This is a genomic window from Streptomyces sp. MAR4 CNX-425, from assembly GCF_048656465.1.
GTDB lineage: Bacteria > Actinomycetota > Actinomycetes > Streptomycetales > Streptomycetaceae > Streptomyces.
This window is the reverse complement of record NZ_JBMDLF010000008.1, coordinates 208,087-224,132: the sequence shown is the minus strand read 5'-3', so window position 1 is coordinate 224,132 and position 16,046 is coordinate 208,087. Positions and strand designations below refer to the sequence as shown.

General features: G+C 72.4%; 18 protein-coding genes. 7 read left to right on the top strand and 11 right to left on the bottom strand.

The features are described 5' to 3' along the window. Positions 1 to 9 precede the first annotated feature (9 nt). From ACHZ99_RS22930 to ACHZ99_RS22915, 4 genes are all read right to left on the bottom strand, one after another. Entirely contained in the window at positions 10 to 972 is a 963-nt protein-coding gene (locus ACHZ99_RS22930) for a zinc-binding dehydrogenase (RefSeq protein ID WP_420306581.1), read from the bottom strand. Positions 973 to 1,064: 92 nt separating this feature from the next. Beyond that, positions 1,065 to 1,826, bottom strand: a complete 762-nt coding sequence (locus ACHZ99_RS22925; protein WP_420306580.1) for an amino acid ABC transporter ATP-binding protein — start codon at positions 1,824 to 1,826, stop codon at positions 1,065 to 1,067. A gap of 8 nt (positions 1,827 to 1,834) precedes the next feature. After that, positions 1,835 to 2,803: an amino acid ABC transporter permease gene (locus ACHZ99_RS22920; protein ID WP_420306579.1), complete on the bottom strand. Its 969-nt coding sequence runs from the start codon at positions 2,801 to 2,803 to the stop codon at positions 1,835 to 1,837. Between the two features lie 35 nt (positions 2,804 to 2,838). Next, the gene (locus ACHZ99_RS22915; RefSeq protein ID WP_420306578.1) at positions 2,839 to 3,762 is read right to left on the bottom strand and encodes an ABC transporter substrate-binding protein; all 924 of its coding nucleotides are present in this window, start codon (positions 3,760 to 3,762) and stop codon (positions 2,839 to 2,841) included. A 502-nt stretch (positions 3,763 to 4,264) separates the two neighbouring features. Here ACHZ99_RS22915 and ACHZ99_RS22910 point away from each other — a divergent pair. Continuing rightward, positions 4,265 to 5,479: an NAD(P)-dependent malic enzyme gene (locus ACHZ99_RS22910; protein ID WP_420306577.1), complete on the top strand. Its 1,215-nt coding sequence runs from the start codon at positions 4,265 to 4,267 to the stop codon at positions 5,477 to 5,479. A 77-nt stretch (positions 5,480 to 5,556) separates the two neighbouring features. On the opposite strand, the gene ACHZ99_RS22905 is transcribed toward ACHZ99_RS22910, so the two are convergent. Beyond that, positions 5,557 to 6,588, bottom strand: coding sequence for an aldo/keto reductase (locus ACHZ99_RS22905; RefSeq protein WP_420306576.1), 1,032 nt, complete (start codon positions 6,586 to 6,588; stop codon positions 5,557 to 5,559). A gap of 116 nt (positions 6,589 to 6,704) precedes the next feature. On the opposite strand from ACHZ99_RS22905, the gene ACHZ99_RS22900 reads away from it, so the two are divergent. Further along, positions 6,705 to 7,283 (top strand): TetR/AcrR family transcriptional regulator, encoded by a 579-nt coding sequence (locus ACHZ99_RS22900; protein WP_420306575.1) that lies wholly within the window; start codon positions 6,705 to 6,707, stop codon positions 7,281 to 7,283. Positions 7,284 to 7,328: 45 nt separating this feature from the next. Here ACHZ99_RS22900 and ACHZ99_RS22895 read toward each other — a convergent pair whose 3' ends face one another. Next, a complete protein-coding gene (locus ACHZ99_RS22895; protein WP_420306574.1) occupies positions 7,329 to 8,126 on the bottom strand; it encodes a class I SAM-dependent methyltransferase in 798 nt (265 codons plus the stop codon). A 98-nt stretch (positions 8,127 to 8,224) separates the two neighbouring features. Between ACHZ99_RS22895 and ACHZ99_RS22890 the strand changes: the two genes are divergently transcribed. Then, positions 8,225 to 8,854: a CGNR zinc finger domain-containing protein gene (locus ACHZ99_RS22890; protein WP_420306573.1), complete on the top strand. Its 630-nt coding sequence runs from the start codon at positions 8,225 to 8,227 to the stop codon at positions 8,852 to 8,854. A gap of 34 nt (positions 8,855 to 8,888) precedes the next feature. Here ACHZ99_RS22890 and sodX read toward each other — a convergent pair whose 3' ends face one another. After that, positions 8,889 to 9,323 (bottom strand): nickel-type superoxide dismutase maturation protease, encoded by a 435-nt coding sequence (gene sodX, locus ACHZ99_RS22885; RefSeq protein WP_420306572.1) that lies wholly within the window; start codon positions 9,321 to 9,323, stop codon positions 8,889 to 8,891. A 148-nt stretch (positions 9,324 to 9,471) separates the two neighbouring features. On the opposite strand from sodX, the gene sodN reads away from it, so the two are divergent. After that, complete coding sequence (sodN, locus tag ACHZ99_RS22880) at positions 9,472 to 9,867, top strand: superoxide dismutase, Ni (protein ID WP_420306571.1); 396 nt, start codon at positions 9,472 to 9,474, stop codon at positions 9,865 to 9,867. 187 nt (positions 9,868 to 10,054) lie between these two features. Here the strand turns inward: sodN and ACHZ99_RS22875 are convergent, their stop codons facing one another. From ACHZ99_RS22875 to ACHZ99_RS22865, 3 genes are all read right to left on the bottom strand, one after another. Beyond that, a complete protein-coding gene (locus ACHZ99_RS22875; RefSeq protein ID WP_420306570.1) occupies positions 10,055 to 10,951 on the bottom strand; it encodes a hypothetical protein in 897 nt (298 codons plus the stop codon). A 132-nt stretch (positions 10,952 to 11,083) separates the two neighbouring features. Next, the gene (locus tag ACHZ99_RS22870) at positions 11,084 to 12,319 is read right to left on the bottom strand and encodes an RNA polymerase sigma factor (RefSeq protein ID WP_420306569.1); all 1,236 of its coding nucleotides are present in this window, start codon (positions 12,317 to 12,319) and stop codon (positions 11,084 to 11,086) included. Further along, positions 12,316 to 12,729: a YciI family protein gene (locus tag ACHZ99_RS22865; RefSeq protein ID WP_420306722.1), complete on the bottom strand. Its 414-nt coding sequence runs from the start codon at positions 12,727 to 12,729 to the stop codon at positions 12,316 to 12,318. Before ACHZ99_RS22865 ends, ACHZ99_RS22870 begins: the two co-directional genes overlap by 4 nt. A gap of 161 nt (positions 12,730 to 12,890) precedes the next feature. On the opposite strand from ACHZ99_RS22865, the gene ACHZ99_RS22860 reads away from it, so the two are divergent. The 3 genes from ACHZ99_RS22860 (at position 12,891) to ACHZ99_RS22850 (ending at position 15,243) form a co-directional block, all read left to right on the top strand. Next, entirely contained in the window at positions 12,891 to 13,490 is a 600-nt protein-coding gene (locus ACHZ99_RS22860; protein ID WP_420306568.1) for a hypothetical protein, read from the top strand. Further along, complete coding sequence (locus ACHZ99_RS22855) at positions 13,487 to 13,954, top strand: group II truncated hemoglobin (RefSeq protein WP_420306567.1); 468 nt, start codon at positions 13,487 to 13,489, stop codon at positions 13,952 to 13,954. The genes ACHZ99_RS22860 and ACHZ99_RS22855 overlap by 4 nt, the downstream gene beginning before the upstream one ends. Positions 13,955 to 14,085: 131 nt before the next feature. Further along, the gene (locus ACHZ99_RS22850; RefSeq protein WP_420306566.1) at positions 14,086 to 15,243 is read left to right on the top strand and encodes a peptidoglycan-binding protein; all 1,158 of its coding nucleotides are present in this window, start codon (positions 14,086 to 14,088) and stop codon (positions 15,241 to 15,243) included. Between the two features lie 107 nt (positions 15,244 to 15,350). Here the strand turns inward: ACHZ99_RS22850 and ACHZ99_RS22845 are convergent, their stop codons facing one another. After that, on the bottom strand, positions 15,351 to 16,013 hold the full coding sequence (locus tag ACHZ99_RS22845) for a TetR/AcrR family transcriptional regulator (RefSeq protein ID WP_420306565.1): 663 nt from the start codon (positions 16,011 to 16,013) through the stop codon (positions 15,351 to 15,353). Positions 16,014 to 16,046: the final 33 nt, after the last annotated feature.

Here is a 16,046-nt window from a genome sequence, read left to right as displayed (position 1 = left end):
CCGGCCCGCTCAGGGCGTGAGGACCACCTTGCCGAAGAGGTCGCCCCCGGCCATCCGTTCGAAGCCCTCCCGCGCGCGGTCCAGCGGCAGCACCGTGTCGATCACCGGGCGTACGCCCTTCGCCGCGCAGAAGTTCAGCAGACCGGCCAGCTCCTCCTTGCTGCCCATCGTCGAGCCGACGACCTTCAGCTCCAGGAAGAAGATCCGCTGCAACTCCCCGGCCGCCGGGTTGGGCCCGCTGGTCGCGCCGGAGATGACGAGCGTGCCGCCGGGGCGCAGCGACTTCACGGAGTGGGACCACGTCGCCGCGCCGACCGTCTCCAGGACCGCGTCCACCCGGCGGGGCAGCCGCGTGCCCGGCTCCACCGCGGCGTCGGCGCCGAGGTCCTCGGCGCGCCGGCGCTTCGCCTCGTCGCGGCTGGTGGCGTACATCCGCAGCCCGGCCGCCGCGCCGAGGACGATCGCGGCGGTGGCGACGCCGCCGCCCGCGCCCTGGACCAGGACGGAGTCGCCGGGGCGGACGCCGGCGTTGGTGAAGAGCATGCGGTACGCGGTGAGCCAGGCCGTCGGCAGGCAGGCGGCCTCCTCGAAGGACAGCTCCTTCGGCTTGGGCAGGACGTTCCAGGCCGGGACGGCGACCTGCTGCGCGAACGTGCCCTGGTACCGCTCGGTCAGCAGGGACCGCGGCTCGTCGGGGCCGACGCCGTGGCCGGTCTGGCCGATGACGGAGTGGAGGACGACCTCGTTGCCGTCGGCGTCGACGCCGGCGGCGTCGCAGCCGAGGATCATCGGCAGGGCGTCCTCGCCGAGTCCGACGCCGCGCAGCGACCACAGGTCGTGGTGGTTGAGGGAGGCGGCTCTGACGTCGACGACGGCCCATCCGGGCGGGGGCTGCGGCGCGGGCCGCTCCCCCAACTCCAGGCCGTTGAGGGGCTCGTCGCGGTCGATGCGTGCGGCGTAGGCGGCGTACATGACCATGAAGTTACGCGGCCGGGGCGGGGGCGTACCAGCCCCCGCCCCGCCGAGCGAGCTTTCTCACCCGCCGGGCCGCCGGCGGCGCGGGCTCACAGGACCTTCGACAGGAACGCCTTCGTCCGCTGGTGCTGCGGGTTCATCAGGACGTCCCGCGGGTGGCCCTCCTCCACCACCACGCCGTCGTCCATGAACACCAGCGCGTCCCCGACCTCCCGCGCGAACCCCATCTCGTGCGTGACGACGACCATCGTCATGCCCGACTCCGCGAGGTCGCGCATCACGTCCAGCACCTCGCCGACCAGCTCCGGGTCGAGGGCCGACGTGGGCTCGTCGAAGAGCATCAGCTTGGGCTCCATGGCCAGCGCCCGCGCGATGGCGACGCGCTGCTGCTGGCCGCCGGAGAGCTGCGTCGGGTAGCCGTCCGCCTTGTCCCCCAGGCCCACCCGGTCCAGCAGCCGCATCGCGCGCTCCCGGGCCGTGGCCTTGGACTCCCGCTTGACCTGGACCGGCGCCTCCATGACGTTCTCCAGCGCGGTCATGTGCGGGAAGAGGTTGAAGCGCTGGAACACCATGCCGATGTCCTTGCGCTGGGCGGCGACCTCCTTGTCCTTCAGCTCGTGGAGCTTGTTGCCGTGCTGCCGGTAGCCGACGAGGTGGCCGTCGACGTAGAGCCGGCCGGCGTTGATCTTCTCCAGGTGGTTGATGCACCGCAGGAAGGTGGACTTGCCGGAGCCCGAGGGGCCGACGATGCAGAAGACCTCGCGCGGCGCGACCTCCAGGTCGATGCCCTTGAGCACGTAGGTGGGCCCGAAGGACTTGTGTACGCCCTCGGCCTTGACCATTGCCGTCATGGCGCCGCTCACCTCGTTCCCATCAGACGCGGCCCGGAGAAGACGCTGCGCCGGATCTTCTGCCACGGTGTCGGCGGCAGCTGGCGGACGGAGCCCTTGGCGTAGTGCCGCTCGATGTAGTACTGGATCACGCTGAAGACGCTGGTCATCGCCAGATACCAGACGGCGACGACGATGTACATCTCCATCGGGTTCAGGTTGGTCGTGGAGATCTCGGTCGCGACGAAGGTCAGCTCGGTGTACTGGATCACCATCGCCAGCGACGAGGTCTTGAGCATGTTGATGAACTCGTTGCCCGTCGGCGGCACGATCACCCGCATGGCCTGGGGCAGCACGATGCGCCGCATCGTCTTGCCCTGGCTCATGCCGAGCGCGTGCGACGCCTCCGTCTGGCCCTCGTCGACCGACTGGATGCCGGCCCGCACGATCTCGGCCATGTACGCGGCCTCGTTGAGGCCGAGGCCGAGCAGCGCCGCCATGAACGGCGTCATGACGTCGGTCATCTCGTTCTTGTAGAGCGGCCCCAGGTTGAGGGTCTGGAAGACCAGGCCGAGGTTGTACCAGAGCAGCAGTTGCAGCAGCACCGGGGTGCCGCGGAAGAACCAGATGTAGAGGTTGGCGAAGGCCGAGGTCACCGGGTTGTCCGACAGCCGCATGATCGCGAGCACGATGCCGAGGACCACGCCGAGCAGCATGGCGAGCACGGTGACCAGCAGCGTTTTCCCGGCGGCTTCGACCACCCGGTCGGCGAACAGGTACTCGGGGACGTCGTCCCACTCGATGTCGGCGTTGGCGAAGGCGTAGACGAGCAGCCCGAGGAGGGCGAGGACGACCGCGGCGCTCACCCAGCGCAGCGGGTGGCGTACGGGGATCGCCCTGATCGCCTCGGGCGGCACCGCGGTGGCGGTGCCGGACTTCGAGGGCCCGGGCCCGGCCGGTACTTTGTCGGCCGGGCCCGGTGAGGTCGGGTCGGTCACGGGAGGACTCTCTCTGGAACGGCTACGGGCGGCGGTTACTCATTGCCTCCGTTGATGGTGGCCTTGTCGACACCGCCGTTCTCGACGTTCCACTTCTCCAGCACCTTCTGGTACTCCCCGTTCTCGATGATCGCGTCCAGCGCCTCGGCGAGCGCGTCGCGCAGCTCGGGGTTGTCCTTGGAGACGGCGATGCCGTACGGGGCGGCGTCGATCTGCTCGCCGACGACCTCGAAGTCCTCGCCGCCGCCCGACTCGCGCGCGTTGTACGCGGCGACCGGGAAGTCGTTCAGGTCGGCGACGGCCCGGCCCTGCTTGACCTGGAGCAGCGCCTCGGTGTCCTTGGTGAAGGGCAGCGTCTCGATCGGCTTGTCGCACTTCTCGTTCTGCGCCTTGGCGATGTCGGCGCTGACCGTGCCCCGCTGGAAGGCGACGGTCTCGCCGCACAGGTCGTCGAGCGTCTTGATGCCCTCGGGGTTGCCCTTCTGGACCAGGATGGAGACACCGGCGGAGAAGTAGTCGACGAAGTCGACCTCGGCCTGGCGCTCCTTGTTGTCGGTCATCGACGACATGATGATGTCGAAGCGGCCGGAGTCCAGCGACGGGATCAGGTTGTCGAAGACGTTGTTCTGGAACTGGAACTCGACGCCGAGCTCCTCGCCGAGCGCGTTGGCGATGTCGATGTCCACACCGGCGGGCTTGCCGCCCTGGTCGAACTCCATCGGGGCGTACGCGATGTCCGAGCCGACCTTGATCACGCCGGCGTCCTTGATGGCCTTCGGCAGCGTACCGGGCGCCGCGTTCGCCGAGCCCTTGGTCTCACCGCCGTCGCCGCCGTCGCCCCCGCCGTCGGTCTGGTCGCCGCAGGACGAGAGCACGAGTGCCCCCGCCGCTGCGAGTGCCCCGACGGCCACCAGTCGTGACTTGGCTGCTCGGGTGCGCCGGGTGCTGCGAGGGGTCATTGCGCGGTCCTCCTGCGGGGGTGAACGGGGGTCAGAAGTTCACGGCCCCGGACGCGACAGTTGGTGCGCCTGGGGCAGGTGCCGACGACTGTCGACGACGGCATCTTTGCATCCGGAAGTCGTGCCTCAGGAATGCTCCCGGGTCAAAATCCGATAACAGGTTCGGTAATGAGACGTAGCTCACGTTAATACATACCGGCAATAACCTGCCATACGAGACTTTTCACGGCATACGAATCTCCGCATGGCTATGCGCCGCCGCCCCGGTCCGGCCCCGCTCACTCTCTCAAAGTAGCTCGCACGCGGCGCTCGGGTTCCTGTAGAACGGACACTTACACCCCAGATCCGGGGCCCAGGGCGCGAGTGCGGCGCGCCCGGTGTCCGGGCCTCACCGTGGCCATGGCGCTCACTCCGCGGCCAGGCGGCCGGACACGTGCCCGCCCGCCCCTCGACCGAGAGGGGCGGTTCCTCTCTTTATGACTGCGACTAAGGGGTCAACAACGTGGCAGCGGAGATCGTCAACCCTCCGAGCGGGGCGGATACGTCCGACAGCCCCGGCGACGACTACTTCGATCCGGCCTTCGCCCTGCACCGGGGCGGGAAGATGGCCGTGCAGGCGACCGTGCCGGTGGACGACAGGGACGACCTGTCCCTCGCCTACACGCCGGGCGTCGCCAAGGTGTGCACCGCCATCGCCGAGCAGCCCGATCTGGTGCACGACTACACCTGGAAGTCCCAGGTCGTCGCCGTCGTCACGGACGGCAGCGCGGTCCTCGGCCTCGGCGACATCGGGCCGGAGGCGTCCCTTCCGGTGATGGAGGGCAAGGCCATCCTGTTCAAGCAGTTCGGCGGCGTGGACGCGGTGCCCGTCGCGCTGGACTGCCGCGGCGTCGACGAGATCGTCGAGACCGTGGCGCGGCTGGCGCCCTCCTTCGGCGGGGTGAACCTGGAGGACATCTCCGCCCCCCGCTGCTTCGAGATCGAGCGCCGGCTCCAGGAGCGCCTCGACATCCCGATCTTCCACGACGACCAGCACGGCACCGCCGTCGTCACGCTCGCCGCCCTGCGCAACGCCGCGAAGCTCAGCGGCCGGGCGCTCGGCGCGCTGCGCGCGGTGATCTCCGGGGCCGGCGCGGCGGGCGCGGCGATCGCCAAGATCCTGGTGGAGGCCGGCATCGGCGACGTGGCGGTCGCCGACCGCAAGGGCATCGTCTCCGCGGACCGCGAGGACCTGACCGACGCCAAGCGCGAGCTGGCCGCGCTGACCAACCGCGCGGGGCGTACGGGCTCGCTGGAGTCGGCGCTCGCGGGCGCCGACGTGTTCATCGGCGTCTCCGGCGGCACGGTGCCGGAGCGGGCGGTGGCGACGATGGCGGAGGGCGCCTTCATCTTCGCCATGGCCAACCCGAACCCGGAGATTCACCCGGACGTGGCGCACCGGCACGCGGCGGTCGTGGCCACCGGCCGCAGCGACTACCCGAACCAGATCAACAACGTGCTCGCCTTCCCCGGCATCTTCGCCGGGGCGTTGCAGGTGCGCGCCTCGCGGATCACCGAGGGCATGAAGCTGGCCGCGGCGGAGGCGCTGGCGGACGTGGTCGCCGGCGAGCTGAGCCCGGAGTGCGTGATTCCGTCGCCGTTCGACGTGCGGGTGGCGCCGGCCATCACGCGCGCGGTGGCCGCCGCGGCGCGCGCGGAGGGCGTGGCGCGGCGGTAGGCGGCCGAGCACGCCGTACGGTCCCGGGGCGCCCGGGACCGTACACGCCGCCCTCAGGGCCGCCCTCGGGGCCGTCCTCAGGCCGCCGCGCGCTCCTGCGGCGCCCTGCGCCGCAGCCCGGCGCGCAGGATCGCCGGCGGGTCGTACGCCATGTCCAGCCGGCCGACCTCGGTGCCCGGCGGCACCAGGGCGTCGATCTCGTCCAGCACGTCGTCGCCCAGCGTCGTCCCGGCGCCCGCGAGCAGGTCGTCGAGCTGCTCCATGGTGCGCGGCCCGATGATCGCGGACGTGACGCCGGGGTGGGAGACGACGAAGGCCAGCGCCATGTGGGTCAGCGACAGGCCCGCCTTCTCCGCGACCGGGATCAGCTGCTCCACGACGTCGAGCCGGCGCTCGTCGGCGAGGTACCTGAAGCCGTAGCCGCCGCGGTGGGTGGTGTTCTCCCGCCCCTTGCGGTAGCGCCCGGTGAGCATGCCGCCGGCCAGCGGGCTCCACACCAGCGTGCCCACCCCGTAGCGCTCGCAGACGGGCAGCACCTCGCGCTCGATGCCGCGGTCGAGGATCGAGTACTGCGGCTGCTCGGTGCGGAACCGGACGAGTCCGCGCCGCTCGGCCGTCCACTGCGCCTCGACCAGGTCGGAGGCGGGGAAGGCCGAGGTGCCGACCGCCCGCACCTTGCCCGCGCGCACCAGGTCGGTGAGGGCGGAGAGGGTCTCCTCGACGTCGGTGTCCGGGTCCGGCCGGTGGATCTGGAAGAGGTCGACGTGGTCGGTCCCGAGCCGGCGCAGCGAGTCCTCCAGCGCGCGGACCAGCCAGCGGCGGGAGCCGCCCTGCCGGTTGGGGTCGTCGCCCATGGGCAGGTACGCCTTGGTGGCGAGCACGACGTCGTCGCGCCGGCCGCCCCTGAGGGCCTTGCCGACGATCTCCTCGGACTCGCCGTGGCTGTAGATGTCGGCGGTGTCGACGAAGTTGACGCCCGCGTCCAGCGCCTTGTGGATGATGCGGACGGAGTCGTCGTGGTCGGGGTTCCCCTGGGCGCCGAACATCATCGCGCCCAGGCAGTAGGGGCTGACCTTGATCCCGGTCCGGCCCAGCGTGCGGTACTGCATGGCTCTCCTCCTGCGTGGACTGCGGGTCGTACGCCCCGCTAGATTGAAATGCGGAACGCCGTTCAGCTCCCAACAATACGGAACGCTGTTCCATTTTTGCAAGGAGGTCCTCCCGCATGCCCGATCGCACCACGCAGGAGCCGGCCGCCGGCCGCCGCATGCGGCCGGACGTCCGGCGCAGCCTCGACGCGCTGCTGACCGCGGCCGCCGAGGTCTTCGAGACGGACGGCGTGGACGCGCCCGTACGCCGCATCACCGCGAAGGCGGGGGTGGGGGCGGGAACGCTCTACCGCCACTTCCCGCAGCGCTCGGACCTCATCACCGCCGTCTTCCGCAAGGAGGTCGACGCCTGCGCCGCGGCCGCCCCCGCCCTCGCCGCGGAGCACGAGCCGCTGGAGGCGCTGCGCCGCTGGCTGCACCGCTTCACGCGGTTCATCGCCGCGAAGCAGGGGCTGAAGGCCGCGCTGCACTCCGGCGACAGCGCGTACGAGAGCCTGCCGGGGTACTTCCGGGACCGCTTCGTCCCGGCCCTCACGGGGCTGCTGGACGCCGCCGCCGCGACCGGCGACGTCCGCACCGACATACCCCCGTACGACCTGCTACAGGCGCTCAGCAGCATCATCGACCCCGACGACCCGGAGTACACGCACCGCATGATCGAGCTGATCCTCGACGGCCTCCGCTACCGCGCCTGAGCCCCCGCGCCCCCTCCGCCGCCCCGCCCGCCCGTGCGGCCCGGCTCAGCGCAGCGCCAGCACCGCCGCGTCGCGCGCCGAGGCCCACACCGTACGGGCCTCGGCGAAGCCCGCGGCGCGCAGCGTCTCGGCGTGCCAGGAGGGCGGCTGGACGTCGCCGTCGGCGTGGCCCTCGTTCGGGTCGTTCGGGTCGCCGAAGATCGCGAAGCGCTCCGCCGCCGGGCCGCCGAGCACCGGGTCCGCGGCGACCACGCGCCACCAGTCCGCCCAGTCCAGCACCCCTTCGGCCCGCTCGCGGTCCTGGCGCACCTTGCTCCAGTTGCGCACCGCCTCGTTGATGCCCGGGGTGGCCGGGTCGGGCATGTGGTCGGCGTTGATGAAGATGCCGCCCTCGCGGACCACGCCGGCCAGCTGCCCGTAGAGCGCGGCGAGCTGGTCGGAGAAGAGCCAGTGCAGGGCGGTGGAGGTGAGCACCGCGTCGTACGAGGCGTGCGGCAGCCGCGCCGTCCAGTCGGGCCCGGACAGGTCGGCGGTGACGAACTCCGCGCGCGGGTCGTCCGCGAAGGTGCCGCGCGCGATGGTGAGCAGCGCCGGGTCGAGGTCGACGCCGGTGGCGCGGGCGCCGGGCAGCCGGCGCAGCAGCCGGGCGCTGATGCTGCCCGTGCCGCAGGCCAGGTCGAGCACCCGGGGCTCGGGGCCGACGAGGGCCTCGACCATGTCGATGAGCACCCGGAAGCGCTCCTCGCGGTCCGGCATGTACCACTCCTGCTGACGGTCCCAGCTCGCCTGCCAGCCCTCCCAGTCGGCGCCCACGGGCGTCGGGGCCCCGGTCGTTGCGGCCATTGCTGTCTCCCCTGTGTCGGCTGCGTAATACCCTCTACGCAGGGTCGTCCATTACGACCCCGCGGCGTCAGCATAAGTCGACCTCGTAAGGACTACAAGTGGAACTGGCCTATTACTCGGACATGGCCGTGCGCCTCGTCAACACCGAGGAGCCGGAGCGCGGCACGGATGCGCTGACCTCGCTGGAAGCGGCCAAGGAACTCTTCCGGGACAGCGGCAACTTCACCCGGCGGGCCACCGACGCCGACGTCAGCCGGCTGCGCCAGGTGCGCGGGCGGCTGCGCGCGATCTTCGAGGCCGCCGACGAGGACGACGAGGTGCGCGCGGTGGACATGCTCAACGCGCTGCTCATCGACTTCCCCGTGAGCCCGCGGATCAGCGGGCACGACCTGCGCGACGAGGACGGGCGGCCGAAGTGGCACCTGCACATCGCCGAGCAGTCGGCCAACTCGGGGGCGGGCTTCGCCGCGGCGGCGTGCATGGGCCTGGCCGTCCACCTCACCGACTACGGCGTGGACCGCCTGGGCCTGTGCACCGCGCCACCGTGCCGCAACGTCTTCCTCGACACGTCGACGAACCGCTCCCGCCGCTACTGCTCGGACCGCTGCGCCACCCGCGCGAACGTCGCGGCCTACCGCGCCCGCAAGCGCGAGGCGAGCGGCCGCACCGCCGGCCCCGGCCCCGCCACCGCCGAACCTCCGGCCGGCCCCGCCCCCGGGACCGGCTGACGCGGACCGGCGGACCCGGCGCGAACGCCGCCGGCTAGCGCGCCCGGAAGCGCCAGGCCAGCGGCCGCACCGCCGACGCCGCCCACGACACCGCCGCCGGCACCGACCGTACCGACCGCTCAAGCCCGCGCGGCGGCCGCAGCCGCAGCAGCGCGCGGGCGACGACCAGTTCGTCGGGGACCGCGCCGAACTCCCGGCTGTCGTTCTCGACGAACCTGTTGTCGCCCAGCACCCACCAGCCGCCGTCGCGGCGCGCCACCACCCGCTTCACGATCAGCAGATCCTGCTGGAACGGATGGCGCACCACCGCCACGTCACCGGCCCGCACCGCCTCCCCGTACCGCACGAGCAGCTGATCCCCCGGACGCAGCGTCGGCACCATCGACGGACCGTCGACCGCCGCGAGGCCGAGGCGCTGCAGTCCTCGGCGCTCGGCGTCGTGCCTGCGCTCGTTCACCTGGCCCTGCATCGGGCATGCACCTCCGGCCTGTCGTCCACAAGGCCCAGCCTTCCACTGGACTTTTGACCTAAGCCCTCCGGGGCACTCGCGAATTTTCGTTCCCCACGGAGTAATGTCCCACCTGGAAGACGATCACGAGGAAGGACGGCTGCTTTCCATGTTTGCTCGCCTGTTCGCCCCCAAGGTGACGGTCAGTGCCCACTGCGACCTCCCCTGCGGCGTCTACGACCCGGCCCAGGCCCGTATCGAGGCCGAATCGGTCAAGGCCATCCAGGAGAAGATGCAGGGCAACGACGACCCGCACTTCCAGGCGCGGGCCACCACCATCAAGGAGCAGCGCGCGGAGCTTGCCAAGCACCACGTTTCGGTGCTGTGGAGCGACTACTTCAAGCCCCCGCACTTCGAGAAGTACCCTGAGCTGCACCAACTCGTCAACGAGACCCTCAAGGCGCTGAGCGCCGCCAAGGGGTCCACCGACCCGGCCACGGGCCAGAAGGCACTGGACTACATCGCCCAGGTCGACAAGATCTTCTGGGAGACCAAGCAGGGCTGAGCCCGGCACCACGCCCGCGGCCACACCCGCACACACCGGCGCGCCCGCACCGTCCGTGACGGTGCGGGCGCGCCGTCGTCCGGGCCGCCGCCGGGCGGATTCGCGGATTCCCCCCGCGTCCGCTGGCAGTTCCCTGCTACGTCCGCCCCCGCTGATAACTTCTTGCTACCGCGCGCGTGGTCATTCCTCACTTCTCGGCGAGACCGGCGAGCGCCGCCTTCATCTCCGCCTTCAGCATCCGCTCCACCTCGTCGTACGACGGCGGCTCGGCGGAGTCGGTACCTCCGCCGTAGTAGCTCCAGTCCATCTCGTAGGTGAACCAGCCGTCGCGGACGGCCAGGCTCATCGAGCGGCTGCTGGAGTCGCCGCCGCTGTCCTCCCGGACGAGGAACGCCTCCTCGCCCAGGTCCCCGACGGGCTCGGTCCGGTACTCGTAGTCGTCGGTCGAGCGGTCCTCGAAGCCCTTGTACGTGGCGGCGAACTCGCCGGTGGGGTCGGACGCCTCGTGCCAGATGGCGCTGCTGGAGAGGTACGAGCTGGAGTAGTCGGACGAGTCGGCCTCGCGGTCCGTCAGGTTCCAGCTGCAGAAGCTCTGGTCCAGCCCGTCCTGCTGCGAGCCCCAGCCGGTAGCGTCCTCGGCGCTCTGCTCGACGTCGTAGCGCTCGTCGAACGCCTTCAGCTCCGTGGAGCCGCAGAGGTCCTTCTCGAAGGCGTAGCCGAGGACCGCCTCGGGCTCCTCGTCGGAGAACCCGCCGGTGGCGAAGAGCACCCCGGCCCACACCGCGGAGGCGACGACCAGGCCGCCCAGACCCCACAGCCAGCCCGGCACGGACTTCTTCGCCGGGGCGCCGGGCGGCGCCCCCGGCGGCATTCCCGCGGGCTGGCCGGCGGGGGCGCCCGGGGGCTGGCCGGGCGGGGCGCCGGCGCCGGCCTGGTTCGCGAGCGGGACGCCCGCGGGCATCGTCGGCTGGGCGTACGGGTACTGCTGCGGCACCGAGCCCTGGGGCTGCTGCTGGGCGTAGGGGTTGGGGTTGGGGTTGTTCTGCTGGTACGGGTTCGGCGGCTGGCCCGGCGGTATCGACATGTGCGCAATGTACCGTCCGGCGATGCCGGGCGGAGCCGGGACCGGTCGGCGGTCGGACACGCCCCTCGGCGGCCGGACGTGCCCGTCTGCGCGACCGGGCCGGCCGGTCACGGAGGACCCCCGATCGGCGCGTCAGCGCAGCCGGGCGGCGCGCAGTTGCAGGTAGCGCTGCTCGGGCACGCTCAGCGTGCGCTCCGCCGCGCGCCCGTACGCCTCCCGCGCCGCCGCGCGCTCCCCCGCCAGCTCAAGCAGGTGGGCCCGGACGGCGGCGAGGCGGTGGTGCTCCGCGAGCCGCGGGTCGTCCGCGAGCTTGGCCAGCAGGTCGAGCCCGGCCCGCGGGCCGTCGGCCATCGCCACGGCCACCGCCCGGTTGAGGCTCACGACGGGGCTCGGCGCCAGCCGCTCCAGCAGGTCGTACAGCCCGAGGATCTGCCGCCAGTCGGTGTCCTCCGCGCGCTCCGCCTCGTCGTGCACGGCGGCGATGGCGGCCTGCACCTGGTACGGGCCGACGGCCGCGGTCGTCAGCGCCCGGCTGACCAGCGCGACGCCCTCGTCGATCTGCGCCCGGTCCCAGCGGCCGCGGTCCTGCTCGGCGAGCGGCACCAGCACGCCGCCCGGCCCGGTGCGGGCGTCCCGGCGGGCGTCGGTGAGCAGCATCAGCGCCAGCAGCCCGGCCGCCTCGCCGCTGTCCGGCGCCAGGGCGCGGACGGCGCGGGCGAGACGGATGGCCTCGGCGGCCAGGTCGGCGCGGCGGAGGGCGGCGCCGGAGGTGGCGGTGTAGCCCTCGTTGAATATCAGATACAGCACGTGGAGCGCGGCGGTGAAGCGCCCGGGCAGCTCCTCGGGCTCCGGCCGCTGGAAGCGGGCGCCGGCGTCCTTGAGGGTCTTCTTCGCCCGGCTGATCCGCTGCGCCATCGTCGCCTCGGGCACCAGGAAGGCGCGGGCGATCTCCGCGGTGGTCAGACCGCCGACCGCGCGCAGCGTCAGTGCGATGCGGGACGGGTGGGTGAGCGCGGGGTGGCAGCACAGGAGCAGCAGGGTGAGGGTGTCGTCCTCGGAGGGGTGCCGCGCCTCCCCCGGCGGCGGCGCGCGGAAGTCGTCGCGGGGCGTCATCGCGGCGGCGGCCTCCTCGCGGCGGCGCCGGGCCTCCTCGCTGCGCAGCTCGTCCGTCAGCCGCCGCGAGGCGACGCGGATCAGCCAGCCGCGCGGGTTGTCCGGCACCCCCTGCTCCGGCCACCGGCCGGAGGCGGCCAGCAGCGCCTCCTGGACGGCGTCCTCGGCGGCGTCGAAGTGCCCGTAGCGGCGTACGAGCGCGCCGAGGACCTGCGGCGCGTGCCCGCGCAGCAGGTCCTCGACGGAGGCGCTCACTTTTCCGGCGCCCCCTGCTGGAGGGGGCGGATCACCACGTCGGAGGGCGGGGAGCCGACCGGGACGGGGCACTGGTGCACGCGCTTGGCGATCTCGGTGACCCGCTCGTCGCTGGCGCAGTCCAGCACCCAGTAGCCCGCGAGGACCTCCTTGGTCTCGCCGAACGGGCCGTCGGAGACGACGGAGGTCCCGTCGGGGCCGCCGGTGACGACGATGGCCTGCTTGGGCGGGGTCAGCCCGTTGCCGTCGACGATCTCCCCGGCCTCGGCCAGGTCGTTGTTGATCGACTCCATGTGCTGAAACATCGCCTGGAGGTCCTTCTCGGTCCAGGCGGGGTGGCCCTCGGAGCCCGCGCCGTTCATGGCGTCGTAGTCGGCCTGCGAACCGTAGATCATCACCAGGTACTTCATGGTTCTCACTTCCCCAGGTTCCCGGCACCCGGTGTGGGCGCCTCTCGCAGGAGACGTCGGGGCCGGACCGCGGTTCTCGACATGCTCCGCCAAAGATTCTTGCGGGAATTTTCCGCGCCCGCCCGTTCTCCGCCGGAGCAGGGTGGCGTAATCTCGATTACATGATTACATCCCAAGACACGGACGAGCTACGCGGCTGGATCACCGGCCGCCTGCCCGACGGCCTCTACGCGGCACCGGTCGAGGTCACGGTCGACCGGGAGGAGATCCGCGTCGTCGGCACGATCCCCGAGCCCGCGGGGCTCGCGACGGACGTCACCGGCGCCGAGCGCGACGCGGCGCTGGACGGCCGCATCGCCGAGTTCCGCGAGCGCACCCGCAAGGAGCGCATGGCGGTGGCGCGGGCGGCGGAGCGGCGCTACCGCAGGAAGGTCTCCTGGGGCGCCGAGTGCGGCGGCCGCCGGGAGGTCTTCACGAACGTCTCCGCGCCGGTGATGACCCGGCTGCGGCAGCCGCAGCGCCGGGTGCTCGACACCCTCATCGAGGCGGGGGTGGCGCGCAGCCGCAGCGAGGCGCTGGGGTGGTGCGTACGGCTGGTGGAGACGCACGCGGACGACTGGCTGCGGGAGCTGCGGGACTCGCTGGAGCACGTACGGCACGTACGCGAACAGGGCCCGGACCGCGACGGCGAGCCGGCGGACGCGGCACCGGACGGCGCGCGGGACACGCAGGACGCGCAGGACGGGGAGGACGGGGCATGAGCGACCGCACCCCGAGCCTGTTCGAGTGGGCGGGCGGGGACGAGGCGTTCCAGCGGCTCACCGAGGTCTTCTACGGACACGTGCGCAAGGACCCCGTCCTGGCACCGGTGTTCGCGCACATGGACGACGCGCACCCGCGGTACGTGGCGATGTTCCTCGCCGAGGTCCTCGGCGGCCCCGAGCGCTACAGCGCCGAGCGCGGCGGCCACGACCACATGGCCCGCATGCACCTCGGCCGGCACATCACCGAGGAGCAGCGCAGGCGGTGGGTGTCGCTGCTGACGGACAGCGCGGACGAGGTGGGCCTGCCGGCCGATCCGGAGTTCCGGGCGGTGTTCTCCTACTACATCGAGTGGGGGACGCGGATGGCGCTCGTCTACTCCGCCGACGACCCGCCGCCCACGGCGGGCCCGATGCCGAAGTGGGACTGGGGCCAAACCCCGCCGTGGCAGCCGGGCGGCTGACCCGCCCGCCAACCGGCCCGGGCGGTCTGGACATTGGGGCACGCGGTCGGATAAACAGGGGTCTCCGTCGCACATACGTACACGGAGCAGCGTGACGTACCCCCCACCATCCGTATCGTGAGAGGACCGCCATGCGACCTGCGCCCCGTGTGAACGTCTCCCGGCGAACCGCGCTCAAGGCCGGCGCGGGCGCCGCGCTCGCCGCCGGCGGGGGCGGCGCGCTGCTCCTCGGCGACGGCATCGCCGCCGCCGACGGCGGCAGTTCGATGCGCCGGACGGCGGACGACCCGTCGTACGTCATCGGCACCGGGGACTGGGGCGCGCGGCCGCCCGCCCGCAAGGTCTCGGTCTCACGGGGCACGACGACGAAGATCGTCGTCCACCACACCGCGTTCTCGAACACCACGGACTACTCGTACGAGGCCGCCCTCTTCCTCGCCCGCCGGATCCAGAACCTGCACATGGACGACAACGGCTGGATCGACAGCGGGCAGCACTTCACGATCAGCCGCGGCGGGTACGTCCTGGAGGGCCGGCACCGCAGCGTGAAGGCGCTGTCCCACGGCGGCTTCCAGGTCGTCAGCGCGCACGCGGTCGGCGAGAACCGGCGCGGGATCGGCATCGAGAACGACGGCCACTACGTCAACGACACCCCGCCGGCGGCGCTGCTGTTCTCGCTGCAACGGCTGTGCGTGACGATCGGCACGCAGTACGGCTTCGGGGCGGACCGCATCTTCGGCCACTGGGACTTCAACGACACGCAGTGCCCGGGCGCGCTGTTCTACCGGGAGTTCCCGGCGCTGCGCCGGCAGGTGGCGCAGGTGCTCGGCCAGAGCCCGGACGAGATCCCGGAGCGCACCTGGCCCGACACGTACTCGTCGAGCAAGGGCGGCACGGTCGAGATGGTGCAGCGCCTGCTGCGCGCGTACGGCTACGAGCTGGCGGCGGACGGCGTGTACGGGCCGGTGACGCTGGAGGCGGTGCACACCTTCCAGCGCACGATGGGCCTGCCGGCCGCCGACGACGGCACGCTCGACGCCGCCACCTGGGAGGCGCTGACCGTGCCGGTGAGCACGGGGCACAGCGGCGACGCGGTGCTGGCGGTGCAGCAGATGCTCGTGCGCAAGCTGCACCTGGCGCAGGCCACGGGTTCGTACGACGCGGCGACGACGGCGGCGGTGGCGGAGATGCAGGAGCTGCACGGGCTACAGGCGACGGGCGCGATGGACGTGGCGACGTGGTGCGCGACGGCGGGCGGGATCGTCCGCGAGGAGTTCACGACCGTCTGAGCCCGCGGCGCGGGGGCCGACCGGGCCGCCCGCGCGGCCCGACTGGGGCCGGCCGGATGCCCGTGCGGATGTGCGCCGCCGGTGCCGCCGCCGGGGCGCGGCGACGGTCACCCCTCCCGTATCGCGTAGTCGGCGAGGGAGGGTTCCAGGAAGCCGAAGACGCGCTCGGCGGCGGTCACGAGCGCGCCGGCGATGCTGTCGGTGTCCTCCCCGGCCATCGTGCGGCGGACGATCTCGGCGAACAGCACCCGGTGGGCGCCGCCGAGCTGCGCGGCGGCGGCCTGCGGCGTCATGTCGCCGTCCGCGGCGGCGGTCTCCTCGGCCAGCCGCTCCGCGAGCGCGTCCTCCCGCAGCTCGTGGAACTCCCGCAGCCGGGCGGTGAGCGCGGGGCTCTCGACGATCATGCCCGTGAACTCCGGCCCCGCGAAGCCGATGACCGGGTCCCGCTGCTCGACCGCCGCGAGGAACTCGCGGCGCAGCGCGGCCAGCGCCGACTCCCCCGCGGCCCGCTCGGCGACGGTGCGGGCGAGCGAGCCGACGAACTCCTCGCGGAGGTCGAGGGCCAGATCCTCCTTGCGCGGGAAGTAGTTCGTGACGGTCATCTTCGCGACCTGCGCCGCGGCCGCGATCTCGGCGATGGTCACCGCCTCGAAGCCGCGCGCGAGGAAGAGGCCCGTCGCGGTGTCCGAGATCGCCTGCCGGGTCTGCCGCTTCTTCAGCTCGCGCAGCCCCGGCTCCCGCCGGGTCTGCGTCGTCGGTTCCTTCGCCATGCCCCCAGCATGTCATAGGTCGAGCCGAAAATT

Excerpts from the sequence above, each read along its gene's own strand:
- ACHZ99_RS22895 (WP_420306574.1), bottom strand. The coding sequence starts at position 8,126 with ATGGCCGCAACGACCGGGGCCCCGACGCCCGTGGGCGCCGACTGGGAG.
- ACHZ99_RS22905 (WP_420306576.1), bottom strand. The coding sequence starts at position 6,588 with ATGCAGTACCGCACGCTGGGCCGGACCGGGATCAAGGTCAGCCCCTAC.
- ACHZ99_RS22850 (WP_420306566.1), top strand. The coding sequence starts at position 14,086 with ATGCGACCTGCGCCCCGTGTGAACGTCTCCCGGCGAACCGCGCTCAAG.
- ACHZ99_RS22925 (WP_420306580.1), bottom strand. The coding sequence starts at position 1,826 with ATGACGGCAATGGTCAAGGCCGAGGGCGTACACAAGTCCTTCGGGCCC.
- ACHZ99_RS22865 (WP_420306722.1), bottom strand. The coding sequence starts at position 12,729 with ATGAAGTACCTGGTGATGATCTACGGTTCGCAGGCCGACTACGACGCC.
- ACHZ99_RS22930 (WP_420306581.1), bottom strand. The coding sequence starts at position 972 with ATGTACGCCGCCTACGCCGCACGCATCGACCGCGACGAGCCCCTCAAC.
- ACHZ99_RS22855 (WP_420306567.1), top strand. The coding sequence starts at position 13,487 with ATGAGCGACCGCACCCCGAGCCTGTTCGAGTGGGCGGGCGGGGACGAG.
- sodX (WP_420306572.1), bottom strand. The coding sequence starts at position 9,323 with ATGCAGGGCCAGGTGAACGAGCGCAGGCACGACGCCGAGCGCCGAGGA.
- ACHZ99_RS22860 (WP_420306568.1), top strand. The coding sequence starts at position 12,891 with ATGATTACATCCCAAGACACGGACGAGCTACGCGGCTGGATCACCGGC.
- ACHZ99_RS22915 (WP_420306578.1), bottom strand. The coding sequence starts at position 3,762 with ATGACCCCTCGCAGCACCCGGCGCACCCGAGCAGCCAAGTCACGACTG.
- sodN (WP_420306571.1), top strand. The coding sequence starts at position 9,472 with ATGTTTGCTCGCCTGTTCGCCCCCAAGGTGACGGTCAGTGCCCACTGC.
- ACHZ99_RS22900 (WP_420306575.1), top strand. The coding sequence starts at position 6,705 with ATGCCCGATCGCACCACGCAGGAGCCGGCCGCCGGCCGCCGCATGCGG.
- ACHZ99_RS22845 (WP_420306565.1), bottom strand. The coding sequence starts at position 16,013 with ATGGCGAAGGAACCGACGACGCAGACCCGGCGGGAGCCGGGGCTGCGC.
- ACHZ99_RS22875 (WP_420306570.1), bottom strand. The coding sequence starts at position 10,951 with ATGTCGATACCGCCGGGCCAGCCGCCGAACCCGTACCAGCAGAACAAC.